Genomic DNA, 25,824 nt, shown 5'->3' on the forward strand with positions numbered 1-25,824 from the left:
CTACCGGCGGGACCTGCCGCGGCCGGGTGGGGGGAGGGGGGTGGCCGGGGTCGGAGCGGCGGGGCCGGGGGCCCGGCCGGGGAGCATCAGGGCCGCCACCAGCAGGGGGGCGAGGGCGGACACCGCGCCGCCGAGCGTCATCGCCAGGCGCGGGCCGACCAGCTCGGACAGCCGGCCGATGAGGGGCGCGCCGAGGGGGTTGGTGCCGAGGAAGACCAGCGTGTACAGCGCCATCACCCGGCCGCGCATGGCCGGGGCGACGTCGAGCTGCATGGTGGAGTTGGCGGTGGTGGTGAACGTCAGCACCGCGGCGCCGGTGGGGACGAGCAGCGCCAGGAACAGCCAGTACCACGGCATCAGCGACACCGCCATCTCCAGCACCCCGAACAGCGCCGCCGCGCCGAGCAGCAGCCGGCGGGTCGGGCGCACCCGCCGGGCCGCCACCAGGGCCCCGGCCAGGGAGCCGGCGGCCAGCATCGTGGAGGCCAGACCGAAGGAGGACGCCCCGGTGTGGAAGACCTCCTTGGCGATCAGCGGGATGGTGACCGCGAAGTTCATCCCGAACGTGGCCACGAGCCCCAGCAGCAGCAGGACCGTGACCAGGTCCCGCCGGGCCCGCACGTACGCCAGGCCCTCCCGCAGCTGCCCCTTGCCCCGGGGCACCGGTTCGGCCGAGCTCAGCTCGCCGGCCCGCATCGCCGCCAGGGAGGCCAGCACGGCGACGTAGGACGCCGCGTTGACCAGGAAGACCGGGCCGGTGCCGATCGCCGCGATCAGCAGGCCTGCCACCGCCGGGCCGAGGACGCGGGCGATGTTGAAGCAGGCGCCGCCCAGCGCGATGGCGTTGGGCAGGTCGGTCCTGCCGACGATCTCGACCACGAAGGTCTGCCGGGCGGGGTTCTCCACGACGGTGGCGACCCCCAGGCCGAGTGCCAGCAGGTACACGTGCCACAGCCGGGCGCTTCCGGTGACGGCCAGCACTCCGAGGACCAGCGCGAGCAGGCCCATCGCCACCTGGGCGAGCACCAGGACCCGGCGCTTGGAGTAGCGGTCGGCGATCACGCCGCCCCACAGCCCGAACAGCAGCATCGGCAGGAACTGCAGGCCGGTGGTGATGCCCAGCGCGGTCCCGTCGCCGTGGCTCAGTTCGAGGATCAGCCAGTCCTGGGCCACCCGCTGCATCCAGGTGCCGGTGTTGGACACCAGCGAACCGGCCGTGAACAGGCGGAAGTTGCGGTTGCGCAGCGAGCGGAACATCGGCGCCGCCAGTATCGGCGCCAGCCGCGACCGGCCTCCGTCCCGGTCGCCGTCCTCCTCGCCGTTCTCGTCTGCAGGGTTCATCGCCTCTAGGTTCACTCATGAAGCGGAGCGCCGCCCGAGGCCGCGCCGCGACACGCGGTACTCCCCTCGGGGACAGCTCTGGAACGATGTATCCAGGCGCTACGATCAACGGCGAGCGAAGAAGAACGGCGGGGGGCGGGCACCCCCCGCCGTTCGACTGAGCGGTCACGGTGTTAGGGCACCGTGCCCGTTACTGCATGCCCGGCGGCTTGCGCCGTCAGGCGGTGTCAGGCTCACCCAGGGCCCGCGCCTTCTTGGCGCGGGCCTTCCTGATCTGCTCCCTCGTCTTCTCCTCGACGAAGATGAGGCCGACCGCCAGTGCTCCCAGGCAGACCAGGAGGTACCCGGCGATCGTGTCCTGCGTGAACTTCGGGGGCTTCTGGCCTGCGACCAGAGTCCCCCAGAAGAGGCCCAGCAGCGGCTTGGCCGGCTGCAGCTGAGCGTGTGCGGAGATGGTCAAGCCCCGCTTCCAGGCGGCGCTCGAACACAGCGCGCTGATGGTGGCCAGCGTGCCGACGCCCAGGGCGCCGATCGTGGCCCACGCGCTGTGCTGGCTCACGACCGTCGGGCCGTGCGCGCTCAGGAAGAGCACGAACAGCACCGGAACCGAGACCAGCCCCTTCAGGGCACTGGCCGTCAGCACGGCCTCCTTGCGGGTGCCGGCCTTCAGCTCGGCCTCCTTGACGGCGATGGCCGCCAGCTCGGCCTCCCGGGGAGTGGTCGCCGCCAGCGCGGCCTGCTTGGCGGCGTTGACCGCCTGCTCGGCCTCGTTGGCGAACTCCTCCTCCAGGCGGCCCAGACCGGTGAAGATCCGCGCCATGGCCCAGTACATCATCCCGTTGAGGACGACGCTCAGGATCCCGATGGGCGAGAGCTGCCAGGCCGCCATGCCGTACAGGAGCGTGGCGCCGGTGCCCGAGACGAGCACCCACCCGACTATCTGCCAGTTCTTGCGCCCCGACACCAGGGCCGCGACCATCGGCCCCACCATGAGGGCCAGCACCGCGACCATCGCGTAGGGCATGTGGTGCAGCGCTTCCTGCCCGCTCCAGATGCTGACCGGTGAGGTGCATCCGAAGATGAGCGCCGAGCGCTTCACCCGCCGGTCGACCTGCCGCCACTTGGGGCGGACGACGAGCCAGAGGGCGGTGCACGCCGCGACGTCGGTCAGGAAGGCGGTCACGAAGGCGGGCATGCCCGTCGCTCCCGACTTCAGGAGCAGGACGTTGTTGCCCGTTCCGACGACCATCGCCACCACGGCGACCGTCCACGCGATGGCCGGGCGCCGCCTCTTGGCGGGTCCGGTCACCTCGTTGGTCAGCCACTCGCGGGCGAGCCTCACCCGCCGCGGCACGAAGCCGCAGATGGTGAGGACGAGCGCGAGCGCGCGACCGCGTTCGCGGTTTTCGAGGTTCCTCAAGGGGACCCCCTCCTTTGTGAGGGGTGCTCACGAGGAGGTCCGGGGTCTTCAATCCCGGTCCTCCTCGCTGCACCCGATTGACGGGCGCAACTCGAAGACCGGGATCGGTCCTATTTTGTTGAGTTGCGTAAGGCCGAACGTAACACAGGAGGCCGACCGTGTCGGCTGGTATTCTGGTCGGCGTGCAAGCCCCTCGATTCACGCGGCGGCCTCTTCACCCGTCGGCAGGGGCGCATGGGAGGCGGCGACCCGGCTCTGTGGTTGAGAAACCCTTTGTGAGGCAGGGCCGGGCCGTCGTTTTCCCAGTTCAACTGATGAGTAGGAAAATATCCTTCGAGTTGCGCGGGAATGGGCGCGTCCGGGGAAAGCGCAGATGCGCAACCCGGCCCCCGTGACCGGATTCGGTCGCGGGGCCTCTGCCGGATGAATGACGTGGGGGAGTGATGCGGGCACGGCGAGCCGCGCCCGCATCGGGTAATGGAGCGTCAGGGGTTCACTGCGGCCAGTGACGAATGGCTCGCGAACCAGGCGATCGTGTCGGTCAGGCCGGTTCTCAGGCTCACTCGCGGTTCCCAGTCGAGTGCCCGGCGGGCCAGGGCGATGTCGGGACGTCGCCTGGTGGGGTCCTCCTCGCGGGCGCCGACATGGTGGATCGGCGACGGCGAGTCGCACAGCTCCCGGATGAGCTCGGCGATGGCGACGACCGTCAGCTCGTCGGGATTCCCGATGTTCATCGGCCCCGGATGCCCGGTCAGAGCGGCTTTGACCAGCGCCTGCGCGGTGTCGTCCACATGGCACAGGGAGCGCGTCTGCCGCCCGGTGCCGTGCACGGTGAGGGGCCGGCCGGCCAGCGCCTGACGGATGAAGGTGGGCACGAGCCGGCCGTCCTCCGCCCGCATGCGGCGGCCGTAGGTGTTGAAGATGCGCAGGACCGTGGTGTCGACGTCATAAACGGTCCGGTACGCCTCGCAGGCGGCCTCTCCGAACCGTTTTCCCTCGTCATAGCAGGAGCGCGGCCCCATGGGGTTCACATTGCCGTGGTAGGACTCGGTCTGCGGATGCACGGACGGGTCTCCGTAGACCTCGCTGCTCGACGCGTACACATATCGGGCGCCTTTCGCTCGGGCGAAGTCCAGAGTGTTGAGAGTTCCAAGAGAACCGACACGGAGGGTCTCCACCGGGCGCGCCAGATAGTCGACCGGGCTGGGCAGCGAGGCGAGATGCACCACGGTCCCGATCGCGCCCGTCAGGTCGAGGGGCTCGTTGATGTCGTGTTCGATGAGTGCGAACCCGGGCCGGTCCGCGAGATGTGCCACGTTGTGGGGCCCACTCGTGGCGAAGTTGTCCACGCAGTACACCCGGCACTCCATGTCCAACAGCAGTTCACACAGATGTGAGCCGATGAAGCCGCTTCCTCCGATTACTGCGACGGACGATAATGAGTTCACCTATGCCACCCTCTACTGAGTGCCGGATCCACGCTGTGCACGGATGAAGTCGATGATCACGTCGATGTCCGGGTCGTAGCCCCTCGCGGTGGCGACGCGGAGCGAGGGGACCGCGAGCGACACCTCCTCGAATCCGCTCGCGGCCCCGCCGCCCGTCCTCCCTCGCCGGGCCAGCGCCGCACGCCGCGCCCCGGGGCCGTCGGGCTGCTCGCGGAGCCGCGCGGCCACGCGCCGGCGCGCCAGCCCGGGATCGATGACGCAGTGCACGAGCCTGATGTCCGCTTCGGTCTTGAGCGAGTCCAGCCCCAGGCGCCATCTCCGGTGCTGGAACGCCGCCTCGGCCACGACCGACACCTTCGCGGACAGCAGCAGATCGACCGTCTGGAAGAAGGCGTCGAAGGCCATGCGCGCGACGGAGTCCTTGGCGGCGACGCCGAGGTCGTGACCGAAGGTGTGGAAGATGCCCTCGTTGATGGCGTCGCGCGACACGAGGGGGCACGGCAGCGCCCGGGCGAGCAGGCCCGCCATGGTCGTCTTGCCCGAGCCGGGAGGCCCGCTCACGATGACGAGGGTCGGACGGTGCGCGCCGCCGGCCGGCGCGGCGGACGTCCCGGCCGGGGCTCCTGCCGGATCCCCGTCCGTGGCGGCGCGGCGGTCACCGTGTCCCACTTCGTCGGCCATTCCTTCGGTCCTCAGCCGAGCGCGCCCGGCGGCGGGCCGGCCTCGTCCGCCCAGGCGACGGGCAGCCCGCGCCGCGGCACGGCGAGGGGCGGCGGCCCTCCCGAGGGCGCGAAGCCCACGCCCAGCCACGTTCCCGCCGTGATCGCGGCGTCGCCGGGGCCGCCCCCGGCCGAGGCCGCGGCGGTCCCGTCGTGCAGGAACCGCAGGTCGGCGCTGACGCCGGCCGCGTTGCGCACCGCGCGCAGGAGCGCGGGAGCACGCGCCGCGAGGCACCCGTAGATCCCCTGCCCGTCGTCGGCGGGCAGCCCGTCCCGCACGAACGAGGCGACGCTGACGACGACGCGGACCCGCTTCGACGCCGGGCCCGCGGCGTCCCGGACCGCCGCGGCCAGCGCGGCGGCGACCGCCGCCTCGACGGCGTCGGCGCCGGGCCGCCGGGGCACGGGCCCGGCGCGCAGGTGGCGCAGGCGCCGCAGGGTGCCGTCGTGCCGCTCGGCGACCGCGGTCCTGATGCGGGTGTGCCCGAGGTCGGCCACCACCGCGGCCTCGGCGCCGGAGCCCGCGGGCACGTGCCGGGCCGCGCCGATGAGCGGGGCGAGCTCCGGCCGGGGCGACACGGCCACGGGGCACGGGTGCGGTGCGAGACCGGCCGTCGCCCGCGCCCCCTCCAGGACGAGCGGCCCGCACCCGCCCGCCAGCAGACCGCCCCCGAACCACACGCGCTCGACGGCCGTCCACCGGGCGAGGAAGGCCCGGCGGTGCGGCGTGCTCCCCTGGCGTTCGGCGGTGGCGGGATCGCGCAGTGTCGCGACCAGCGCACCGAGGCGCATCCCGAAGGCGTGCAGGACGGCGGCGGCCGAGCGCGCCGCCTCCGCGTCGGACGACGCCGCGGCGCGGGCGAGATCGTCGGCCAGGCGGTCCCTCCGCAGGCCGGGCAGGCCGAGGTCGGCGGCCAGGGCGTGCAGAGCGTCCCGGGAGCACGCGTCCTGCGCGAGCCGTCCTTCGACGCCGATCGACCCGGCGGGCCCGAGGACCACGTGGTTCAGGGACGCGTCGCCGGTGAGCTCCCGGGGGCGGTCGAACGTCTCGGTCACGATGCTCTCCGGGGGTCGCCTGCGCTCGTCGCGCGCCGGGCCGTCACGCGCGCCGCGGCCGGGGCTATCGTCGCGGCGTGACGCCTTCGCCCCCGCCTCCGGTCCGCCCGGTCGCGCGTCCGAGACTGATCGCGACCGACCTCGACGGCACGCTGCTGGGGGAGGGCGGCGCCGTCAGCGCCCGCAACGCCGCCGCACTGCGCCGGGCGGCCGGCGCCGGCGCCCGGGTGGTGCTGGTGACCGGGCGGTCGCAGCACCGGCTCGCGGAGGTCTACTCCCAGCTCGGCGCGCGGTACCTGGCGGTCTGCGCCAACGGCGGCGTGGTGTACGACCCGGCGGCGGAGCGGGTGCTCGCCTGCCGGCCGATGGCTCCCGCGCACGTCCGGCGGGTGTGCGCGCTGCTCCGCCAGCGGGTGCCCGAGGTGGTCTTCGCCGCGCACGTGGAGTGCGGCGGCCGGGTTCTGCACGAGCCCGGCTGGCCCCGGAGACGCGGGGCCGCGGCCGCCCCCGCGCCGGCCGTGCCGCCCGACCTGGCCGGCGGGCCGGTGGTGAAGCTGCAGGCGCGCGCTCCCGGGCGCGAGCCGGAGTCGTTCGTGGCGCTGGTGGCCGCGACCGTGGGTGATCTGGTCGAGGTGACCCGGCAGGGATACCTCGGCCTGGTCGAGATGAGCCGGCGGGGGGTGACGAAGGGCAGCGCCCTCGCCGCCGTCGCCGGTGAGCTGGCGGTTCCGGCGGAAGACGTCCTGGTGTTCGGCGACATGCCCAACGACGTTCCGATGATGCGGTGGGCCGGGCGGTCGGTCGCCGTGGCCAACGCGCACGCGGAGGTCCTGGCCGCGGCCACGGACGTGACGCTCGCCAACGTCCAGGACGGGGTCGGCGTCTACCTGGAACGCCTGCTGGACGGGCACGCCTGACCGGCGCGGGGGCGCCGGAGGCCGTTCCCGGCGGTCGCGGCCGCCGTGGCCGCGCCCGGGGCGGCCACGTCGCGACCGCCTACTGCTCAAGGCCGAACGCCGCGGAGACTCGCCGGACGAGGTCGTCCTCGGTGACCTCGGGGTCGACCCTGAGGCCCGTCAGGTCCAGGTCCCGGGTCTGCTCGGCGAGCCGGTCGGTGAACATGGCGTCGCGCTGGAGCAGGTTCCGCAGGGCGTGCCGCGGATCGCCCGTCTTGGCGACGAACCCCCACGCCGGGCCGCCGCGGCCGTCGAACACCGCCTCGCGGAACGCGGGGGTGGGAAGCAGCCACACGGCGTGGCTCATCTCGGTGAGCAGGGGCCGGACGAGGTCGGGCAGCAGCCGGAAGCCCTCGGCCAGCACCGGGCGGTCGGCGGGAAGGGCGAGAAGGTCGTCGACGATCAGGCCGAACCCCTCGCCCCGGTACCAGTGGAAGGTGTCGAGCATCTCGCGCGGGCTCCTGGCCACCCACCGCTGGTCCATGTCCATGGCCGCGAACTCGCGCAGGTAGGGGGCCTCCTCCGCGGGCATGCGCCGGGCGTGGTCGGGCATCACCGCGTCGGTGTCGTACAGGTGCATCCCGTACCGGTCCGCGATGCGCCGGGCGATGGTGGACTTGCCCGCCCCGCTGCCGCCGCCGATCCAGTAGACGTGCCGCAACCGCTCCCGCGCGACGTCGGGGTGCGTCCCTTCGTTCAGGGCAGAGTGCATTCGTCGGCTCCTCGCGAGTGCCTATCGGCTTGAGGTCTCACCGCTGCTGCGGCGGTCGGCGGTCTGGTAGAGGTCAGCGTACTGACGGGCTATCCGGCTCCAGGCGTACTCGCCGACGCGCGCGTCGGCGGCCGGGCGCAGCTCACCGTGCAGGGCCGCGGCCATGTGCTCCTGGAAGCCCGCGACGTCGTACGGGGACACGGAGGGGACGTCGGGGAAGTCGTTCAGGATCTCCGGCACCTGGTCGGTGACGACCAGAGGGCAGCCGCAGGCGATGGCCTCCAGGGCGACCATGCAGAACGTCTCCAGCAGGTTCGACGGCACGACGGTGACGTCGGCGGCCTGGTAGTACGCGGGCAGCTGCTGGTGGGGGACGAAGGAGCGGAACGACACCGACGCGTCGATGCCGAGCTCCGTGGCGGCGCGTTGCAGGTCCTGCCGGAAGGGGCCGTCGCCGACGACGAGCAGCCTGCCGTTCTCGACCTTCCCGCTGATGCCCGCGAACGCCGACAGCACGGTCTCGACGTTCTTGTCGGCGGCGAGGCGGCCCACATAGAGCACGATCTTGGCGTCGGCGGGCAGGCCCAGCTCGGCGCGTGCGCGGTCGCGGTCGCCCTTGGCGAAGTGCTCCAGATCGATGCCCGGCGGGATGACGGCGGAAGGCGGCAGGCCCGCGTCCGTCAGCGCCCGGGCCTGCGCCTGGCCGATGGCCACGATCCTGGCTCCGGCGCGGATCCGGCTGATGCGCCGGGCCAGCAGCTCGTCCGCGCGCGCGTCGGTTCCGGTGGGCAGCCACCGGCCGACCCGCCCCCAGTGGGTGACGACGATCGGGCCGTCGGCCCGGTCGAGCAGCGCCTCGGCGTCTTCGAGGCCCTGGACGTGGATCACGTCCGCGCCGGCGAACTCCGGGAGCGCCGTGACCGCGGCCAGCCACCGGCGCCGCCGCAGGCGGCGGCCGATCGCGCGCACCCCTCCCGGAGCGGCCGCGATGGCGGTGTCGAGCCAGGTCGGCCAGCGCAGGTAGTGCGGATCGAGGTCGTCGAGGCCCGCGAAGTAGGCCATCCGCGGCCCGCCGACGAACAGGCTCACCTCGGTTCCGAGGGACGGCAGCGCCCGGGCGATCTGGATCATGCCGATCTGACCGCCGGGCACGCCGGACCGGCCGGGGACCCCGCTCTGGCTCCTCATGATCATCAAGGTCTTCACGAAGTCCCCCGCTCACCCGTCCCGGCCGCCGCCGGCGCGCGTCCGGCCGCGTCGCGGGAGAGGACGCCGGCGGGCACGGCCGACATCCGGTAGATGGACACCCGGCCGCGCTCGGCCCCGTACACCTCGACGGGCAGGGACATCTCCCAGCCGACCCGTCCGTCGTCCGTCACCTCGAAGGCGGCGCCGGCGGTGGAGTTCGTGACCAGGACGCCGCCGCCCGGCAGCGGCTCGGCGCCGCCGGCGAGCGGGCAGAAGAACGACTCCGGCGGGGAGGCCGTCCAGCTCCACCCGATGCCGCCGGTGGCCGGGTCCACCGCGACCAGGCGCGAGCGCCGCCTCTCCACGCCGTTGTCGAAGACGAGGATCCGGCCGTCCGGGAGCAGGGTGGGCTGGTGCGGCCTCGACAGTTCGCCGGGCCCCCACCACCAGACCACCCGCTCGTCGGCGAGGCTGATCACCGCTATGGCGTCGAGTTCCCGCATGCAGACCAGCAGGTCGCCCTGCGACCAGAGGCCGGCCGGATGGGGTGGCAGCACTTCGAGGGTGTTGGTGTGCAGGACGTCGCACGGGGACCCGGGCAGGGCGCGCAGGAGCCGCAGGGCGCGGCGCCGCTCTCCCGCGTGGCCTCCCGTCCGCAGGATCGCGCGGGTCTCGGCGGCCACCGCGTCCGGGACGCCGTCGTCGGGGACGGGCCACCCGCGCCTCCGGAACGCGGCGGCGCGCCGCCGGATCTCCGTGTCGATCAGCCGCCGCAGGCCGGGGTCCGTCCGCAGGAGGTCGTACAGCGACGCCTCCCTCGTGACGGCGCCGTCGGCGGAGATCGTCGTGATCAGGTTGTCGAGCACGACGTGGCCGGTCCGGCCGTCGTCCACCCGGCGGGGCGCCTCCCCGAGCACGAGGACGGTGCCGTCGGCGTTGATCGCGAGATCGTGGTGCGCGGCCACGTCGCACGCCCATTCCAGCCGCGAGTCGCGGGTGAGCTTCAGCAGCGCGTGCAGCGGCACGATCGCGAAGAGGCGGCCCGCCTCGTCCATCTCGACGTGGTTCCAGCCGCGCAGGTAGCTGGGCGGGTCGTCCTCCGGGCGGGGCTGGCCGTGGGTGTGGCTCCAGGTGTGCAGGATCGTCCCGTCGCGGTCGACGACGTACGCCGTCGGGACGGGATAGCTCGACGCCGGCGAGAACAGCAGGCCGCGCGGCTCGTCGGACCGCGGGCTCACGCGATCGCCTCCGGCCCCACCGGCGCGGCCGCGGTGAAGAACCGGGCGATGTGGGCGTCGTCGGGCGGCAGCCCCCGGGTGATCCGCTCGTGCAGGTAGCCGAGGATCTCGTCGAACAGCAGGTTCGGCATGCGCCTGCGCCGCGCGATGAGGTCGTCGCGGTACCGCTCCAGCGCCACCAGCCAGGCGCGGTACCCCTCCACGACCGGGTCCGCCACCGGCCACTTGGCGTTGATGTAGTCGCGGGCCAGGGCGAACTTCGACGGCGAGATCAGCTGGGCTCCGGACACCACCCCGCTGGTGTCGGGGATCTGGTGGTACACGGAGGTGATCTCGTCGACGAACGCGACGCGGTAGTCCAGCTCCGCGGTCAGCGCGATCCACAGGTCCCAGTCCTCGCAGACGTCCAGCCGCGGATCGAACCGGACGTCGGTGCGCCGGAAGTTGCGCACGATGACCGAGCCGGTGTGCAGGTAGTTCGCCACCATCAGGAACCGGGGGTCGTAGGGGTAGGCCTTGAGCCGGTACCCGCCGAGGTCGTCCGGGAGGGCGTCCAGCCGCCGCTCGGACACCACGGCGCCCGAGTAGACGAAGTCCGCCTCGCCGCGCCGCAGCGGTTCGCAGCCGGCGGCCAGGTGCGAGGGCAGGAAGACGTCGTCGTCGTCGAGGAACGCGATGTACTCGCCCTGGGCGGCGTCGATGGCGACGTTGCGCGGCACGGACGCCCCGCCCGAGCACCGGTCGAGCTCGATCAGCGTGACGCGCAGCCGCGGCTTCCAGGCGTCGACGAGGTCGCCGACGGACCGGCCGCCGTCGTTGACGACGATCGCCTCGACCGCGTCCCGGTCGTCGGAGAGCCTCCGGGCGGCCGTCATGACGCTGTCCAGCGCCGCGTCCAGCGCGGCGGCCCGGTTCAGGGTGGGGATGATGACGCTGACCAGCGGCTGGGAGCGGGGTGTGCGCGGGTCAGCCGGCATGTCCGCCTCCCGTGGCCGTCCGCGTGTACCAGCGGTCGCCGACGACCATGTCGTCGATGCCGCGGTCCTCGCAGTAGGCGGCGAGGTCCGACATCCGGTTGATGAAACCTCGCCGCAGGTGGTTGAGCGAGGTGTTGCACAGCACGCCCAGCCCGGTGCGGTCGGCGAACGCGCTCAGCAGGCCGTGCAGCGGCGGGTTGCCCGCCGCGGTGACGCTCTGGGCGCGGGCCGAGCCGTCGACGTGGGTCACCGCCGCCAGCCGCGGCGACCGGACGCGCCGGAAGTACAGCATGTACGGGTCGGGGAAGTCCTCGACGAAGGCGTCCGCGAGGTCCTCCTCACGGCAGCACGGCGCGATCGGCCGGTACGGCTCCCGCTGCTTGATCTGGTTGAGCCGGTCCCGGGTCGCCGCCGAGTAGGGCTCGGCCAGCAGCGACCGGTTGCCCAGCGCGCGCGGACCGACCTCCCAGCGTCCCTGCACCCAGGCGACGATCCGGCCCGACGCGAGCGCCGCCGCGAGGGCGCGGTCGTCGAGGGGCCCCTCGTGCCACCGTCCCGGATCGGGGCGGGTGTCGTCGACGAAGTCGAGCCCGGCGTACACCGACCAGTCGATCGGCGTGGTGCGGCCGCGGTGGGCCAGCGCGTCGATCGCGGTCCCGATCGCCGACCCGGAGTCGCTGGTGCACGGCGGAACGAACACCGAGCTGAAATGCCCGAGGTCGCGCCACGCCGCGTTCCAGTCGCAGTTGAGCCCGCAGCCGCCCGAGATCCGCAGCGGCGTGCCGGCCGGCAGCTCGCGGACCGCGACCTCGGCGAACATGTCGAAGATCCGCTTGGTCAGCAGGGCCGCGGCCGTCTTGGCGGCCTTCGACTGGACGCCGGCGTTGTAGAGCACGGTGTCGGCGAAGTCGGCCTTCGGCGCCGGGTTGACGGCCGGCGCGGCCAGGATGCGGTCGACGGCGGACTCGATGTCGGCGTCGGCGTCCTTCGCGTCGGCGTACGCCGCCAGCGCCATCAGCTTGCCGCTGCCGTCCGTGCGGGGCGTCTGCCCGTGGTCGGGGAACGTCGGGTCGGCCAGCGAGAAGAGGAACGCGTAGCGGTCGCCCGGGTGGGGCAGCACCGGCACGGTGCGCACGACCTGCCAGTCCCGGTCGACCAGGTAGAACGAACCGATGACGCCTTCCCACACCAGGACGGTGCTCAGCTCCTCGTCCCCCGGCGGCGCCATGCCGACGGCGGTCATGAGGTGCGAGCGCTCATGGGACGAGGTGAAGTACTCGACCTCGGAGCCGAAGAAGCGGATCCGGCTGCGCCGCACCGCCGAGACGCCCGAGTAGCCGGCGCCGATCACTCCGCCCGTGCGCGGTTTGGCCCAGCCGCCGAGCGCCACCACGTCCGGCATGCGGTCCAGCCGCTGCGCGGCCTCCAGCAGCGTCGTGGGGGTCAGCGGCGCGTACCGGGGGAACGTGTCCTTCTCCGACTCCAGGCACCACAGCAGCCGGCCGTCCTCGACTACGGCGATGGATCCGTCATGGCCCGGTTTGATCGCCATGATCAGCATTACGGGTGGACCTCCTGCGGGGATTCGCCGAGCTCGCGGGTGACCGCGGCGACAAGGTTGGTGACGATCTCGGTCATCAGCCGTGCGCCGATGGCGGGGCTCGCCGCCGCCGCCCGGTAGACCACGCCGGTCTTGGTCCGCAGATCCTGCGGCACGGGGAGGACGAAGTAGCGCGCCCGGCGCGGGATCTCGTCGTCGGCCAGCAGCTCCTCGCGGACCAGGTGCGGCGCCGCGTGCATCACCAGGCTCGTCTCCACCATGGCCGCGTGGTGGTCGTCGTGGCGGGCGACGCCGGTCTCGGCCGCGATCGCGTTGCGGCTCTCCTCGGTCACCACGTCCCACCAGGTGACGGCCATGATCCGGGCCTGTGGCGCGGTGTCGGCGAACAGCTCGGCCGCCTCCCTGAGCGCGCCCAGGTTGACCTTGTGCGAGTCGAGCAGCACGAACCTGCGGGCGCCGTGCCGGTAGGAGGCGCGCAGGATGTCCAGCACCAGCGCGGTGAAGGTCGCGGCCCGCACGTTGGTCACGCCGGGGAACCGGCCGCCGCTGGCAGCGGGATCGGTGGCCAGGCCGTAGGTCACGGGCGGCAGGACCAGGACGCCGAGCCGCTCCTCCAGCTGCCGGGCGAGGTGGTCGGAGATGATCGTGTCGGCGGAGAGCGGCAGGTGGGGGCCGTGGCCGTCGATCGAACCGATCGGCAGGACGACGATCCGCCGTCCGATCTGGTCGTCGTACTCCTGCCAGGTCATGTCCGCTATGCGCATCAGTGCGTCTCCTCTGTGGAGGGCCCGGCCGGCGCCGCGTGCGTGAGCGCGCCGGGCGCGCCGCCGCGGCGGGTCCGGCCGGCGGCCGCGGGCGCGTCGCGGTCGACCCAGCCGAGGCTGGGGGGCGGCGGTCCGGCCGCGGGGCGGCGGCGCCGCAGGTGAAGGAAGTCCTCCTTGTTGCCGCAGCCGAATCCGGCTCCGCAGGCGGCCCAGGGCTCGCGGGCCGGCCGGAGCTCGAACCCCTCGTCGAGGACGTTGCCGATGCGGTCCTTGTCCAGGGCCTGGTAGCGCGAGCACCGGTACACGTCGCCGCGGATGCCGATGTAGAAGTAGTCGTGGCCCGCGCTGCACGTCTCCCCGCGCAGGTCCCGCATCGCGGCCATGTTGAGGTCGAGCAGCTCGGGATGCGCGCCGAGGCGGATCGCGCGGTCGATCCCGTCCTCCGCCCGCTCGCGCAGCACGGGCACCATGGCGCCGAGCTCGGTGTGCACGCCGTGCGGCGTGAGGGGGTCGTAGCCGAGGTCGAGGTTGAACCGCAGGCCCGCGTCCTCGGCGGCGCGCCCGAGATCGACGACCTCCTGCTCGTTGTCGGGGAACAGCAGGCCGTTGACGACGACGAAGCAGCCGTAGCGCTCCTGAGCGAAGCGGGCGTTCGCGATGAACCGCGCCAGCGGGATCTCCGTCGGGTGGTAGGTCACCCACAGTGAGATCTTGCCGATGTCCCCCTCGCGGTCGAGCTGCTCAAGGCGGCGCTTCAGCAGCGACCCATTGGTCAGCAGTTCGACGAAGTCGATGTTCGGACGCGTGCTCAGCCCGGCCGCCTTGGACAGGAACGGCCGCGAGGCGAACGGTTCTCCCAATGTCGCCAGCCGGACCCCGATCTGGAACGGCCGGTCGGCGATCCAGTCCACTATCTTCTCGAAGCGGGACCGGTCCTCGTCGGACCAGTCGCCGGAATTGCTCTTGGCGTAGTCGTTGACGGAAACGCAGTACGCGCACCGGAAATTGCAGAGACGCTGTCCGGAGACGTACCAGATGCGAACGCTGCGGGGAGCGGTCTCCTCAGGCACCGCCCACCCCCCGGTGGCAGCCTTTCACCGGGAAGCTGGCGAGCGGGCGGAACTGCCGGCGGGGAAAGTCGGGCAGCTGGTCATGGCACGTTCGGCAGAGATAGTCGTCGGGCGCGTCGGCGACACCGAAGACCCTGCGGCGCAGCCGGACCGCCGCCTCGCTCGTCATCAGCTCGTGCACGGAGCCGGAGCGGATATTGCCGAACTTCTCGCGCTGGTAGTAGTCGTTGCAGCAGATGAACATGTCGCCGCCGACCGAGAAATGCGCGTGGTTCACCGGCCAGCCGCAGCCCCGCAGCCTGCCCTCGACGCGGACGTCCTGGTGGTAGTCCTCCGCCAGCGATCCCGCCCGGTCCGACAGCAGCGTCGAGCGGACCGCGACGCCGCGCGGCTCGAACCGCGCCCGCAGCTCGCCGAGCCGTCGCCGCGCGTCGTCCCCGCCGCCGTTGACCACCATCTCCATCGGCAGCCCGGCGTCGAGCGCGGCCTCGACGCCGGCCAGCGTCCGCGCGAGTCCCCTGGTGCCCGTCAGGTCGCGGAACGAGTCCTCGTCGAGCGCCGGCAGGTTCACCACGAGCTGGAACAGCGTGTCCCCCTGGCGGAGCAGGGCGACCTTCTCCTCGGTGAGCCTGCTGGCGTTGGTGAACAGGCGCAGCTTCAGCCGGTGCTCGCGCAGGACCGCCAGGCGCTCGGCGAAGAAGCGGTCCAGCGTGGGCTCGTTGTAGAAGTGGAACGTGACGTACCGGATCGTGTCGTACGGAGCGATCTTCTCGATGATCTCCTCGAACAGCGGCATCGGCATCGTCGCCGCCGGCTTGCGGTCGAGTGAGACGGGGCAGAACTCGCAGCCCCAGTTGCAGTGCGCCGTGACCTCGATCTGCGCGGTGGTCAGCAGGTAGTCGGCGCACAGGTCCGCGGGGGGCTGCAGCCAGCCGCGGCCGGCCAGGTCGTCGACGACCGCGGGGCCGTGCGCCGCCGCGAGCACCGGCCGCTCGACGGGCGATGCCGCGGCGTCGTTCAGGGCGTCGAGCGCGGCGGCGTCCCCGTGCCAGACCACGGAACGGTCCAGGCCGATCGCCCCGAACGCGGCCCATTCCGGCGCCGTCACGTCGGGATATGCCGGCGTCAGTTCGTCGATCGCGTAGACGACCGGGCTTTCGTCGCCGGGGCGGACGAATGTCAGATAGGGCGAGGTCTGCAGCAGATCCGAAGTCCGCCGTACCCCCGAGGCGGAAGCGGGGGTTGATTGCTCAATTCGAGGGGATAATCCATCCGTTCGCAGGTCAGACCCATTCACTCGGGCGCCTCCCAGTTGCCGATGGCTTCAGGTGGTCACACACAAGCGTCATACGGCGGGCGCGGTTCGACATAAACCGCCGCCCGCGGCGGGAGCATCTGGGTGATCTTGACCTAACTTCCCGTGGATTTCAACCCCTTGTCCGCCGGGCGGCTACGGGTTGACGGCGAACGGGGAGGTCGCGCGTATGGAGCGGCGCTCCGCCACTTTTCGGACGGTCGATTAACCGGCCGCCCAGGCTTCCATTCGCCGATGGCGTATCAAGGCTGATCTTTCAACTATTCCGGTGAAGGCGGCCGGCTCGAAAGGGGCGGGCGGCCCGCGGGAAAGGGCGTCCGGCCTGCGGGAAAGGGGCGGGACCGGCATCCTCCGCCGGGACGGCCGGCCCCGCCCGGCGGGTCATCCCTTGACGGTCAGTAGCGGCCGCAGCTCGACCACCGGGTCCGCGACGCCGGCCCGTTCGAGGCTGGACACGACCGGGCCGATGTCCTTGTACACCCACGGCGCCTCCTGCTTGAGGTCGCGCCGCCAGGCGGCCATGACGTCCGCGCGGCGGGTGACCGCGGGGTCGCGGTGGTCGAGGGGCGTGACCACGCGGAACCCGGTGAGGAACGCGTCGAGTTCGGCGTCGCCGGCCCGGGACGCCGCGCCGCGCGGAACGCGGCGGCCGGCGCCGTGGCACGCGCTGGCCAGCGTCCGCGGGTCGCCGCGCCCCCGCAGCACGTAGCTGGCCGCCCCCATCGACCCGGGCACGATGACCGGCTCGCCCCACATCGCGTACGGCCCGCCCGCCGTGTCGGCGTACCCGCCCGCGGGCGTCGCGCCCTTGCGGTGCACGACCGACCCGTCGTCGTGCCGCCACAGCAGGTTGTGCGGGGCGTCGTAGACCAGGTCGCCGGTGAGGTCGCCGCACTCCGCGGCGAGGCCCTGGCGCAGCATGAGCGAGAGGAAGAACCGGTTGCCGACCGCGAAGTTGGCGGCGTTGCCGAACGCGTCGAGGTAGCGCCGCAGCGCGGCCTTGTTCCGCTCGCCGAGCAGGATGGGAAGGATCTTGTTGTCCGGCAGCGGGACGGACGCGGGCCACGCCTTCCTCGCCCGCTCCAGGCCGTCGGCGTTCGCCTGGTGCCCCAGCGACAGCGAGCCGCTGTGCACCATCAGCACGACCTGCCCGGGCTCGAACCCCCAGGCGTAGGCGGCCTGCCGGTCGTGGACCGACGCGACGTACTGCAGTTCGGCGAAGTGGTTGCCGCCGCCGACGCTGCCGATGATGCTGTCGTAGCTGGTCCCGCCCGCACTGTCGATCCAGTCGCGGAACGGCTCGGCGGTCGTGACCGGGTACCGCTCGCCGTGGATCCGGCCCGGCCGCACGTCCTCGGGCCGGTACTGCGACCAGATGCCGCTCGCGGGATCTCCCGGCGCCGCGAGCAGGCCGGGCAGCCCGTCGCGCAGCAGGGCCTCCCGCTGGAGCCCCGACAGCGCGATCCGCCGGCCGCCCTCGAAGAACAGGTGCCGCAGCCGCCCTTCCAGCGCGTCCAGCCGGGGACGGACCTGGTCGACGGTGAGCGAGGTCGTCTCCAGGCGCATGCCGCAGTTGATGTCGTTGCCGACCGCCTGCGGGATCAGCGCGCCGCTGGTCCGCAGCACGGTGCCGATGGGGATCCCGGCGCCCTTGTGGAGGTCCGGAGTGAGCGCGACGCGGTCGATGACCGCGCCCGGGTGCCCGGTCGCGTCGGCGAGCCGCGCCAGGGTGCCGGCGGTTTCGAGCACGGTGAGGATCTCGTCGATGGCGCTGGGCTCTATCGGCACGTCGGCGCCGGCGCAGATCTCGACGGGGATGTCCCACCGGTTGGGGAGACGGAGCCAGCCGTCGTCCATGCGGACGAGGCGGGAATCCTGCGGGGACGCGGTCATGGGCTTTCCTTGGTGGCTGCTGGATTTCGGGCATGGGTCTCAGACGTGATCGTCCAGAGCGGACGCACGGGACATCGCTCCGTGGGCGATGGACTCCCCGAGGTTCAGCAGCCGCGAGGTGGGACGAACATTAGCCGGGCCCGGCGGCCCGGCCAACCGGATTAGTCCGGTGGCACGCGAACGGCGGGGAGGCAGAGCCTCCCCGCCGCCGGGTCACTCAGAGCCGTCCTGACGACTCTGGATCACCGCCGCTCCTAAGGAGGCGACGAGGATCAGGCCGATCGCCGCCAGTCCCAGGGGGCCGGGGGCGGTGTGCGCCGCGACCATCCCCAGGAACGTTCCGAGGAGGGTTCGCAGCGGGGAGAGCATCACGGTCGTGGACGCGAGAAGCCCCCTGTCGAAGGCCCACACCATGACGACTCCGTTGAGAAGCGAGAGGACCATCCCGCTGCACGCGCAGATCAGCAGATACAGCCAGTAGCCGTCGGTGATGCCGGCCCAGTCGCTCTCGAACGCCAGCGCGCCCAGCCCGAGGACGACGAAGCAGGGGATGCCGGCGAGAGTGTTGATCTTCCCGCGGACATCCTTGCCGAAGACCTCCATCTTCCTGCTGTAGTAGGCGTAGGTGGCCGCGGTGAGGAACAGGGTTCCGAGTCCCAGCCCCCAGTCCGGAACGAGCAGGCCCAGCACCTGGATCCGCGGTATCGCGTCGGTGAAGGCTCGCCCGCCCGCGCCGCCGGCCGTGTCGGCGGACAGGAGCCAGATACCGAGCCCGGCCAGGACCGGCCACATGGCGGTCGAGTACCTCCCGCTCCTGGCGTCCCGCACGACCCTGGGGCCGATCAGGAAGATGGCACTGAACAGGAACGAGAGCGGCTGGAGGAGTTGCAACTGAACCCACCGCAAGCCGTTCTGGTAGGCCAGGTTGTTCACCCCCATGCTGAGGCCCAGCAGGAGGGACGGCATCCATACGGACCAGCGGCTTCGCAGCGACGGTCTGAAGAACACCCACATGACCGGCGTTCCGAAGAACACGGAGACGCAGGCCGCCGTCAGCGGCCCGACACTCTTGGTCACGCCCGTCAGCGCCAGGATGAAGCCGTTGGCGACACCCGCCGCGCTCGCGATCATGACCATCGCGAGCATTCCTTTGTCCGCAGCCCGGAGATCGCTCGACAGCGTCTCCAGGTATCTGCGGACGCCTGCGAGCAAAACTCGCGGGCGCCATTTCTTTTCCACCGGAACCCCTTTGTTTGTTGGGGCGCACAAAGGGATCCCGGAGGCGTTGGCCCCGGCCCTTCGTGCGCCCGCTTCCACGGACGACTGAAGAGCCGAGACGGCTTTTTCAGTTTTTATTTCGCGGCGATCTTATCAGGCGAGTGGAAGGGGGAACGGGAACCGTTTCCGTCCGAGAGGCCGCTCCGCCTCGCGCCGCCAGGGGCCGGGCGAACGCCGCCCGGGTGAACACGCCCCGGGTGCTCCGCGGCCGGTGCAGGGGGATCGCCGGAGGGGTCCTCGACGCCGATCTGAAGGGGCGGTGGAGGGCTGGGACCCCATGCGACTACGGAGTGCCATCGGAGGCGTCACGGGAAGTGACGACCTGGACGGCTAATGATCATGCAGCAGTGTGGGTGGTACCCCCTACCGGATTCGAACCGGCGCTACCGCCTTGAAAGGGCGGCGTCCTAGGCCGCTAGACGAAGGGGGCCCGTGGTGGCGGACTTGGTCGCCACTCGACTCGCCAAGTCTAGAGGACGCGGCGGGGCGGCGTGCAAACGGTTACCTCGGAGAGGTGGTGCGCGACGGGGTGACGGTCGGGGACGGGGTGCGGGACGGCCAGTCGGACGGGAACTCCGAGGGGAACGGGGACGTCGGGGACGCGGGCGGGGACGCGGCCGGGGGCTGGGGCGTGACGGGGCGGTCCGGGGCGGGTTCGAGGTGGCGTTCGATCTGGGCGGACGTGAGGCCGAGGCCGCCGAGGCGCAGGTCGTCCCAGCCCTGGAGGCGGTGGCTGGCACGGCTGAAGTAGAGGACGGACAGCTCGATGGGGGTGGGCTCCTCGTGTTCGAGGCCGCGCAGGCCGGCGCCGCCGGTGGAGCCTTGGACGAACAGGCGGGTGCCGGTGGGCAGGAGCTTGGTCGAGCGGGTGTGGGTGTGGCCCGCGAGGACCATGGGGGCGACGCCGGAGAAGCCTTCGCCCTCGGTGGGGTCGTGGGTGACGACGAGGTCGGGGAGCTTGCCCGCCTTGCGGAGCTCGTCGGCGTGCCTGAGGCCCTCGGCGCGGAGCTGGTCGGCGCCGACGTAGTCGTCGCGGGTGCTCTTGTCGGGGGTGAAGCGGGGGTCGCCGAGGCCGTACACGCGCAGGCCCGCGACCTCGCGGGTCTCACCGTCCAGGACGATGGCGTTCTTCTCCCGCCCGACGGCCTTCTGGGTGACCTTGGAGTCGTGGTTGCCGCGGACGTAGACGTAGGGGACCTTCAGGCCGGAGATCTCGTCGGCGAACTTGTCCTCGGGCTTGCTGCCGTGGTCCATCAGGTCGCCGCTGTCGATGATGAGGTCGACCTTGAACTGGGTGCTGACGGACTTGATCACGTTCCAGGCGGCGGGGTTGAGGTGGATGTCGGAGACGTGCAGGACGCGGATGGTGGAGGGGTCGGGCTCGTAGGTGGGGAGGGTGGAGGTGGTGGCGTACAGCTCGGAGACGTTGCCGACGAGGCGGGCGAGCTGGGCGCGGTAGGCGGAGAAGCGCTCGACGATGCTGCGGGCGTCGCCGACGACCTGGGGGGCGTTGGCGAGCAGGCCGGTGTAGCGGGGCTCGGCGATGGACTGGGGGTTGAACGTCCCCCAGGTGATGAGGGTGAGGGCGACGAGGCCGGCGGCGGCGGAGCCCAGGCCGAGCAGGGCGCGCCGCCAGGAGCGGAAGAGGGCCAGGGACGCGACGAAGCTCGTGGCCAGGCCGATGAGGACGGCGCGCAGGAGGAGCTCGGCGAGGCCGTGCCGGAGCTGGCCGGCGATCTGGTCGGTCAGGCGGTCGACCTCGGTGTCGTCCTCGATCAGCTTCTTGGCCTGGTCGGGGCGCAGGTCGGTGAGGCGGGCCTCCAGGGAGACCGGGCCCCCGTGGGTGTCGAGGCGGAGGGAGCCGAGCGGGGGCAGCTTCAGGGTCGTCCCGCCGTGCAGGGACGGGTGCAGGGTGAGCTGGACGTCCGCGGGGCCGACGGGGGTGACGTAGCTGCCGCCGGCGAGGAGGCCGAGATAGCCTCCGGCGAGGCCGACGACGATGACGAGGGAGAACCGCGTCCAGCGGCTGGTGAGGACGGGCCGGGCGCGGCGGGTGACGGGCGAGCAGGCGGCGCGGGCGCGCGCGGCCTGTGCGCGCACGGCGGCGAGGGCCTGGGTCGACGCGGCGCGGACCTTGGGCACGTGTTCCCCTTCTGTCGAGCAGAATGACCAGTGTGATGGAGTTGTCGCGAGAGGCGTTCGAGGACCTCGTGGCGGAGGCTCTCGACAGTGTGCCGCCGGAGCTGACCGCCCACATGCGCAATGTCGTCATCGTCGTGGAGGACGACGCGCCCGAGCGCGGCCTTCTCGGCCTGTACCAGGGCATCCCCCTCACCGAGCGGGGCGACTGGTACGGGGCCGTCCTGCCCGATCACATATCGATCTACCGCCACGAGATCCTCCGGATCTGCGACACCGCGGAGGACGTTGTGGAAGAAGTCCGGATAACAGTCGTACACGAGATCGCGCACCACTTCGGGATCAGCGACGAGCGACTGCACGAACTCGGATATTGATCAGGGAAATGCGCACTGTAGGTCACGCGACTGCCACGCAGCGTGAGTTAATAGGGGAGGGCGCCCGGCACCGGGCGGGCTGAACTGGAGCGTGCGTGGCGGGAAGGCAGACCGGCCGGCATCGTCGTCCGCCGGATGAGCAGGCGACCTACCGCGAGGTGTTCGCGGTGGGCGAGTTCCGCGCTCTCTGGCTCGCGCAGGCCCTGTCGTTCGTCGGCGACCAGCTCGCGCAGGTCGCGCTGGCCGTGCTCGTGTACGACCACACCAGGTCGACGCTGCTCACGGCGTTGATGTACGCGCTGACCTACATCCCGCCGATCGTGGGCGGGCCGGTGCTGTCCGGCCTCGCCGACCTGTTCCCGCGCCGGACGGTCATGGTCGTCTGCGACGTCCTGCGGGCCGGGCTGGTGGCGGTGATGGCGCTCGTGCCGATGCCGGTCGCGGGGCTCGCGGGGCTGGTGTTCCTGACGGTGCTGCTGGGGACGCCGTTCTCCGCCGCCCGCGCCGCGGTCATGCCGGACGTGCTGGAAGGCGACCGATATGTGGCGGGCTCGGCGATCGCGAGCGTCACCCAGCAGATCACGCAGGTCCTGGGCTTCCTCCTGGGCGGCGCGGCCGTCGCCGTCGTCGGGACTTACGAGGCCCTCGGGCTGGACGCGCTGACGTTCGGCGCGTCCGCCGTCGTGCTGATCGGCGGGCTGCGGCGGCGGCCCGCGCAGCGGAGCAGGGAGCCCCAGTCGCTCGGGCTGTGGCGGGGGACGCGCGACGGCGTGCGGCTGGTGTTCGGCGATCCGGTGCTGCGGTCGCTGGTGCTGTTCGCGTGGCTGTGCGCGTTCTACGTGATCCCCGAGGGCCTGGCCGTCCCGTACGCGGCGACGTTCGGGGGCGGGGCGGTGACGGCCGGGCTGCTGCTGGCGGCGATGCCGGCGGGCATGGTGGTGGGGTCGCTGATGTTCAGCCGGTTCGTCCGTCCGGCGAGCCGGCTCCACGTCATGGGCTGGATGTCGATGCTGGCGTGCCTGCCGCTGATCGGCGCGGGCGCGCATCCGCCGCTGTGGTGCGTCGTCGTGCTGTGGGCGCTGTCGGGCGTCGGCGGCGCCTACCAGCTCGCCGCCAACACCGCGTTCGTGGGGGCGGTGCCCGCGTCGGGGCGGGGGCAGGCGTTCGGGCTCGCCCAGTCCGGCATCCTCGCCGGTCAGGGCGTCGGCATCCTCGTCGGCGGCGCCGCCGCCCAGGTGCTGGGGCCGGAGACGGTGGTGGCGCTCGCGGGCGTCCTCGGCCTGTCGGCCGCCGCGATCCTCACCCTGGGCTGGAACCAGGTCCGCGGCGGCGTCGTCGCCGGGACGCGCGAGCACGTCGAACCCGTCGTCGTCACCCCCTCCGCCGGGGGCGGCGACGAGCTGTCCGGCATCCCGGCGTCCTAGGCGTGGGTGCGGTTCTTGTTGACCGCGTCCTTCGTCTTCTGCACCGCGTCCTGGACGGTCGGGGAGTCGCTCGCCTTCTTGAACAGGTCCTCGGCGACCGACTTCTGCGCGCCCTCCTCGGGGATGAGGAGCCACGCGATCGCGTAGAGCGCGACGCCGGCGCCGCCGAAGATCGTGAAGATGGCCAGGCCGAGCCGGAGGATGTTGGGGTCGACGCCGAGGAACCGGCCCGCGCCGGAGCACACCCCGGCGACCATGCGTCCCTCGTGCGTGCGGCGGAGTTGCCTGCCCGTGGTCTTGTCCATGTCCATGCCTCGATCATGCCCAGCGAAAGGTAACTCTGACATCCGGATTCGCCCTGATTCATCCCTGATCGCACCCCTGCCCGGTCAGGGTCGGCCCAGCGACGTACCCTCGTCGCGGACGGCCCCGGACGGAGGAGACCCCGCATGGACGTGCTGCGCGTAGACGACCGGCTCACCGACGAGGAGCGGATGGTCCGCGACACCGTGCGCGCCTTCGTGGCGGAGAAGGTGGCGCCGCACCTGGCGGCCTGGTTCGAGGACGGGACGTTCCCCGCGCGCGAGCTGGCCCCCGAGCTGGGCAAGCTGGGCCTGCTCGGCATGCACCTGGAGGGCTACGGCTGCGCCGGGACGAGCGCCGTCGCCTACGGGGTGGCGTGCCGGGAGCTGGAGGCGGCCGACTCGGGGCTGCGCAGCTTCGTGTCCGTCCAGGGCTCGCTGGCGATGGCGGCGATCCACAAGTACGGGTCGGAGGACCAGAAGAACGAGTGGCTGCCGAGGATGGCCGCGGGGGAGGCGATCGGCTGCTTCGGGCTGACCGAGCCCGACCGCGGCTCCGACCCCGGCGACATGCTCACCCGCGCCGTCCGGGACGGCGCCGGCTGGGTGCTGGACGGCGCCAAGATGTGGATCACCAACGGTTCGATCGCCGACGTCGCGGTGGTGTGGGCGCGCACCGACGACGGGATCCGCGGCTTCCTCGTCCCCAAGGGCACTCCGGGGTTCACCACGAGCGACATCCACCGCAAGCTGTCGCTGCGGGCATCGGTCACCTCCGAGCTGGTGCTGGACGGCGTGCGCCTGCCGGAGTCGGCGATGCTGCCCGGAGTGAAGGGCCTGAAGGGCCCGCTCGGCTGCCTCTCGGAGGCCCGGTACGGGATCCTGTGGGGCGCGGTCGGGGCCGGGCGGTCCTGCTACGAGGCGGCCGTCGACTACGCCAAGACCCGCGTGCAGTTCGGCAAGCCGATCGGGTCGTTCCAGCTCACGCAGGAGAAGCTCGCCTGGATGGAGGTCGCACTCGGCCAGGCGGGCCTCGTCGCCCTGCACGTCGGGCGGCTGAAGGACGAGGGGAACGCGACCCCGCAGCAGGTCTCGTTCGGCAAGCTCGCGAACGTCCGCGCCGCGCTGGACGTGGCCCGGGAGGCCCGCACCGTCCTCGGCGCCAACGGGATCACGCTCGAATACCCGGTGATCCGGCACATGAACAACCTGGAGAGCGTCCTGACCTACGAGGGCACCCAGGAGGTTCACCTGCTGACCCTCGGGAAGGCCGTCACCGGGCTGGACGCCTTCCGTTAAGCAGTGCTCGACCCCTCCGCGTAGGGTTAATCACTGGACGTCCTGTATCCGACCTGGGCAGACTCGCCCGGTCAAGCGATCTACACGAGGGAGCGGCATGAGAGTCGGCATCGTCGGGGCCACCGGACAGGTCGGGGCCAAGATGCTCGAGATCCTGGCCGAAAGAGGATTTCCGGTCGACGAGCTGCGGCTCTTCGCCTCCGCGCGCTCCGCGGGCCGCAGGCTCCCGTGGAACGGCGGCGAGGTCACCGTCGAGGACGCGGCGGCCGCCGACTACACCGGGCTCGACATCGTGCTGTTCTCCGCGGGCAAGACCACGTCCAAGGAACTGGCGCCGAAGGTCGCCGCCGCCGGAGCCGTCGTGATCGACAACTCCTCGGGCTGGCGGATGGACCCGGACGTCCCGCTGGTCGTGGCGGAGGTCAACCCGCACGCCGCGAGGCAGCGCCCGAAGGGCATCATCGCCAACCCGAACTGCACCACGATGGCCGCCATGCCGGTGCTGCGCCCCCTGCACGCCGAGGCCGGGCTGACCGCCCTCGTCGTCTCCACCTACCAGGCCGTCTCCGGCAGCGGCCTCGCCGGCGTCGCCGAGCTGCACGACCAGGCCGCCAAGACCGTCCAGACCGCCGACCGGCTGACCCACGCCGGGACGGCCGTGGAGTTCCCCGAGCCGTCGGTCTACGTGCGCCCGATCGCGTTCAACGTGCTCCCCATGGCGGGCTCGATCGTCGACGACGGCCTCGCCGAGACCGACGAGGAGCAGAAGCTCCGCAACGAGAGCCGCAAGATCCTTGAGCTTCCGGACCTGAAGGTCTCGGGCACCTGCGTGCGCGTCCCCGTGTTCACCGGCCACTCCCTGCAGGTCAACGCCCGCTTCGAGCGCCCGCTCAGCCCCGAGCGCGCCAGCGAGCTGCTGGCGGGGGCGCCCGGCGTCGTCCTCTCGGACGTCCCGACGCCGCTCCAGGCCGCCGGCCAGGACCCCACCTACGTGGGCCGCATCCGCCGCGACGAGACCGTCGAGAACGGCCTCGCCCTGTTCTGCTCCGGCGACAACCTGCGCAAGGGCGCGGCCCTCAACACCGTCCAGATCGCCGAACTGGTCGCCGCCGAGGGCTAACGGCGCCCCCGCACCTCCAGGGTTTCGAGAAGGGCGGCGGTGCTCCGCGCGATCTCCTCCACGGCCCGGTCGAACGCCTCCGCGTTATGCGAGGCGGGCGCCCGGAACCCGGAGATCTTGCGCACATACTGGAGCGCCGCCGCCCGCACGTCCTCGTCGGTGACGTCGTCGGAGTACGGCGGTCGAAGCGTCTTGATACTGCGGCACATGACTCAAGTCTGCCCCGC

The 25,824-nt window shown here is 72.2% G+C and carries 23 protein-coding genes and 1 tRNA gene; 5 read left to right on the top strand and 19 right to left on the bottom strand.

The annotated features are described in order from the left end of the window. The 5 genes from ABWI04_RS01010 to ABWI04_RS01030 all read right to left on the bottom strand — a co-directional run bounded on the left by ABWI04_RS01010 (position 1) and on the right by ABWI04_RS01030 (position 5,984). Positions 1-1,341, bottom strand: coding sequence for an MFS transporter (locus ABWI04_RS01010; RefSeq protein ID WP_353831039.1), 1,341 nt, complete (start codon positions 1,339-1,341; stop codon positions 1-3). A gap of 217 nt (positions 1,342-1,558) precedes the next feature. Beyond that, positions 1,559-2,761, bottom strand: a complete 1,203-nt coding sequence (locus tag ABWI04_RS01015; protein WP_345178159.1) for a DMT family transporter — start codon at positions 2,759-2,761, stop codon at positions 1,559-1,561. Between the two features lie 485 nt (positions 2,762-3,246). Continuing rightward, a complete protein-coding gene (locus ABWI04_RS01020) occupies positions 3,247-4,209 on the bottom strand; it encodes an NAD-dependent epimerase/dehydratase family protein (RefSeq protein ID WP_353831040.1) in 963 nt (320 codons plus the stop codon). Positions 4,210-4,221: 12 nt separating this feature from the next. Further along, the gene (locus ABWI04_RS01025) at positions 4,222-4,890 is read right to left on the bottom strand and encodes an AAA family ATPase (protein ID WP_345178162.1); all 669 of its coding nucleotides are present in this window, start codon (positions 4,888-4,890) and stop codon (positions 4,222-4,224) included. A gap of 11 nt (positions 4,891-4,901) precedes the next feature. Then, positions 4,902-5,984, bottom strand: a complete 1,083-nt coding sequence (locus ABWI04_RS01030) for a hypothetical protein (RefSeq protein ID WP_353831041.1) — start codon at positions 5,982-5,984, stop codon at positions 4,902-4,904. Between the two features lie 77 nt (positions 5,985-6,061). On the opposite strand from ABWI04_RS01030, the gene ABWI04_RS01035 reads away from it, so the two are divergent. Beyond that, the gene (locus ABWI04_RS01035) at positions 6,062-6,901 is read left to right on the top strand and encodes an HAD family hydrolase (RefSeq protein WP_353831042.1); all 840 of its coding nucleotides are present in this window, start codon (positions 6,062-6,064) and stop codon (positions 6,899-6,901) included. Positions 6,902-6,980: 79 nt separating this feature from the next. Here ABWI04_RS01035 and ABWI04_RS01040 read toward each other — a convergent pair whose 3' ends face one another. The 12 genes from ABWI04_RS01040 to ABWI04_RS01095 form a co-directional block, all read right to left on the bottom strand. Continuing rightward, a complete protein-coding gene (locus ABWI04_RS01040) occupies positions 6,981-7,652 on the bottom strand; it encodes a shikimate kinase (RefSeq protein WP_345178167.1) in 672 nt (223 codons plus the stop codon). A 21-nt stretch (positions 7,653-7,673) separates the two neighbouring features. Beyond that, complete coding sequence (locus ABWI04_RS01045) at positions 7,674-8,840, bottom strand: glycosyltransferase family 4 protein (protein WP_353831043.1); 1,167 nt, start codon at positions 8,838-8,840, stop codon at positions 7,674-7,676. Positions 8,841-8,854: 14 nt separating this feature from the next. Continuing rightward, complete coding sequence (locus ABWI04_RS01050) at positions 8,855-10,078, bottom strand: arylsulfotransferase family protein (protein ID WP_353831044.1); 1,224 nt, start codon at positions 10,076-10,078, stop codon at positions 8,855-8,857. Then, positions 10,075-11,055, bottom strand: coding sequence for a glycosyltransferase family 2 protein (locus ABWI04_RS01055; protein ID WP_345178171.1), 981 nt, complete (start codon positions 11,053-11,055; stop codon positions 10,075-10,077). The genes ABWI04_RS01050 and ABWI04_RS01055 overlap by 4 nt, the downstream gene beginning before the upstream one ends. Next, positions 11,045-12,607 carry a carbamoyltransferase C-terminal domain-containing protein gene (locus tag ABWI04_RS01060; RefSeq protein WP_345178173.1) on the bottom strand — a complete coding sequence of 521 codons (1,563 nt, stop codon included), beginning with the start codon at positions 12,605-12,607 and terminating at the stop codon, positions 11,045-11,047. The genes ABWI04_RS01055 and ABWI04_RS01060 overlap by 11 nt, the downstream gene beginning before the upstream one ends. Before the next feature lie 8 nt (positions 12,608-12,615). Next, on the bottom strand, positions 12,616-13,380 hold the full coding sequence (locus ABWI04_RS01065; protein WP_345178174.1) for a creatininase family protein: 765 nt from the start codon (positions 13,378-13,380) through the stop codon (positions 12,616-12,618). Further along, positions 13,380-14,450 carry a radical SAM protein gene (locus tag ABWI04_RS01070; RefSeq protein ID WP_353831045.1) on the bottom strand — a complete coding sequence of 357 codons (1,071 nt, stop codon included), beginning with the start codon at positions 14,448-14,450 and terminating at the stop codon, positions 13,380-13,382. The genes ABWI04_RS01065 and ABWI04_RS01070 overlap by 1 nt, the downstream gene beginning before the upstream one ends. Then, positions 14,443-15,558: a radical SAM/SPASM domain-containing protein gene (locus ABWI04_RS01075; RefSeq protein ID WP_353831046.1), complete on the bottom strand. Its 1,116-nt coding sequence runs from the start codon at positions 15,556-15,558 to the stop codon at positions 14,443-14,445. The genes ABWI04_RS01070 and ABWI04_RS01075 overlap by 8 nt, the downstream gene beginning before the upstream one ends. 588 nt (positions 15,559-16,146) lie before the next feature. Continuing rightward, complete coding sequence (locus ABWI04_RS01080; RefSeq protein ID WP_353831047.1) at positions 16,147-17,658, bottom strand: RtcB family protein; 1,512 nt, start codon at positions 17,656-17,658, stop codon at positions 16,147-16,149. A 213-nt stretch (positions 17,659-17,871) separates the two neighbouring features. Then, positions 17,872-18,795, bottom strand: a complete 924-nt coding sequence (locus ABWI04_RS01085; RefSeq protein ID WP_345185152.1) for a DMT family transporter — start codon at positions 18,793-18,795, stop codon at positions 17,872-17,874. Between the two features lie 495 nt (positions 18,796-19,290). Next, positions 19,291-19,366, bottom strand: a tRNA-Glu gene (locus tag ABWI04_RS01090). Between the two features lie 71 nt (positions 19,367-19,437). After that, the gene (locus tag ABWI04_RS01095; RefSeq protein WP_345185150.1) at positions 19,438-21,078 is read right to left on the bottom strand and encodes a metallophosphoesterase family protein; all 1,641 of its coding nucleotides are present in this window, start codon (positions 21,076-21,078) and stop codon (positions 19,438-19,440) included. Positions 21,079-21,101: 23 nt separating this feature from the next. Between ABWI04_RS01095 and ABWI04_RS01100 the strand changes: the two genes are divergently transcribed. Together ABWI04_RS01100 and ABWI04_RS01105 are read left to right on the top strand one after the other, a co-directional pair. Next, positions 21,102-21,452, top strand: a complete 351-nt coding sequence (locus tag ABWI04_RS01100) for a metallopeptidase family protein (protein WP_378190846.1) — start codon at positions 21,102-21,104, stop codon at positions 21,450-21,452. A gap of 95 nt (positions 21,453-21,547) precedes the next feature. After that, the gene (locus ABWI04_RS01105; RefSeq protein ID WP_353831048.1) at positions 21,548-22,876 is read left to right on the top strand and encodes an MFS transporter; all 1,329 of its coding nucleotides are present in this window, start codon (positions 21,548-21,550) and stop codon (positions 22,874-22,876) included. Here the strand turns inward: ABWI04_RS01105 and ABWI04_RS01110 are convergent. Then, positions 22,873-23,187, bottom strand: a complete 315-nt coding sequence (locus ABWI04_RS01110) for a PspC domain-containing protein (protein WP_345185144.1) — start codon at positions 23,185-23,187, stop codon at positions 22,873-22,875. The genes ABWI04_RS01105 and ABWI04_RS01110 overlap by 4 nt on opposite strands. 138 nt (positions 23,188-23,325) lie before the next feature. Here ABWI04_RS01110 and ABWI04_RS01115 point away from each other — a divergent pair, with 138 nt between their 5' ends. Together ABWI04_RS01115 and ABWI04_RS01120 are read left to right on the top strand one after the other, a co-directional pair. After that, positions 23,326-24,477: an acyl-CoA dehydrogenase family protein gene (locus ABWI04_RS01115; protein WP_353831049.1), complete on the top strand. Its 1,152-nt coding sequence runs from the start codon at positions 23,326-23,328 to the stop codon at positions 24,475-24,477. Positions 24,478-24,574: 97 nt separating this feature from the next. Then, positions 24,575-25,597 carry an aspartate-semialdehyde dehydrogenase gene (locus tag ABWI04_RS01120; protein WP_345185137.1) on the top strand — a complete coding sequence of 341 codons (1,023 nt, stop codon included), beginning with the start codon at positions 24,575-24,577 and terminating at the stop codon, positions 25,595-25,597. On the opposite strand, the gene ABWI04_RS01125 is transcribed toward ABWI04_RS01120, so the two are convergent. Beyond that, on the bottom strand, positions 25,594-25,806 hold the full coding sequence (locus tag ABWI04_RS01125; protein ID WP_179844599.1) for a DUF2277 domain-containing protein: 213 nt from the start codon (positions 25,804-25,806) through the stop codon (positions 25,594-25,596). The genes ABWI04_RS01120 and ABWI04_RS01125 overlap by 4 nt on opposite strands. Between the last annotated feature and the right edge of the window lie 18 nt (positions 25,807-25,824).

The organism is Actinomadura sp. NPDC000929, from assembly GCF_040492065.1.
Taxonomy (GTDB): domain Bacteria; phylum Actinomycetota; class Actinomycetes; order Streptosporangiales; family Streptosporangiaceae; genus Spirillospora; species Spirillospora verrucosospora.

Bases quoted from the DNA above. Each gene is read 5' to 3' on its own strand.
- ABWI04_RS01010 (WP_353831039.1), bottom strand. From the start codon at position 1,341: ATGAACCCTGCAGACGAGAACGGCGAGGAGGACGGCGACCGGGACGGA.
- ABWI04_RS01025 (WP_345178162.1), bottom strand. From the start codon at position 4,890: ATGGCCGACGAAGTGGGACACGGTGACCGCCGCGCCGCCACGGACGGG.
- ABWI04_RS01040 (WP_345178167.1), bottom strand. From the start codon at position 7,652: ATGCACTCTGCCCTGAACGAAGGGACGCACCCCGACGTCGCGCGGGAG.
- ABWI04_RS01045 (WP_353831043.1), bottom strand. From the start codon at position 8,840: ATGAGGAGCCAGAGCGGGGTCCCCGGCCGGTCCGGCGTGCCCGGCGGT.
- ABWI04_RS01055 (WP_345178171.1), bottom strand. From the start codon at position 11,055: ATGCCGGCTGACCCGCGCACACCCCGCTCCCAGCCGCTGGTCAGCGTC.
- ABWI04_RS01060 (WP_345178173.1), bottom strand. From the start codon at position 12,607: ATGGCGATCAAACCGGGCCATGACGGATCCATCGCCGTAGTCGAGGAC.
- ABWI04_RS01065 (WP_345178174.1), bottom strand. From the start codon at position 13,380: ATGCGCATAGCGGACATGACCTGGCAGGAGTACGACGACCAGATCGGA.
- ABWI04_RS01080 (WP_353831047.1), bottom strand. From the start codon at position 17,658: ATGACCGCGTCCCCGCAGGATTCCCGCCTCGTCCGCATGGACGACGGC.
- ABWI04_RS01085 (WP_345185152.1), bottom strand. From the start codon at position 18,795: ATGGTCATGATCGCGAGCGCGGCGGGTGTCGCCAACGGCTTCATCCTG.
- ABWI04_RS01100 (WP_378190846.1), top strand. From the start codon at position 21,102: ATGACCAGTGTGATGGAGTTGTCGCGAGAGGCGTTCGAGGACCTCGTG.
- ABWI04_RS01110 (WP_345185144.1), bottom strand. From the start codon at position 23,187: ATGGACATGGACAAGACCACGGGCAGGCAACTCCGCCGCACGCACGAG.
- ABWI04_RS01115 (WP_353831049.1), top strand. From the start codon at position 23,326: ATGGACGTGCTGCGCGTAGACGACCGGCTCACCGACGAGGAGCGGATG.
- ABWI04_RS01120 (WP_345185137.1), top strand. From the start codon at position 24,575: ATGAGAGTCGGCATCGTCGGGGCCACCGGACAGGTCGGGGCCAAGATG.
- ABWI04_RS01125 (WP_179844599.1), bottom strand. From the start codon at position 25,806: ATGTGCCGCAGTATCAAGACGCTTCGACCGCCGTACTCCGACGACGTC.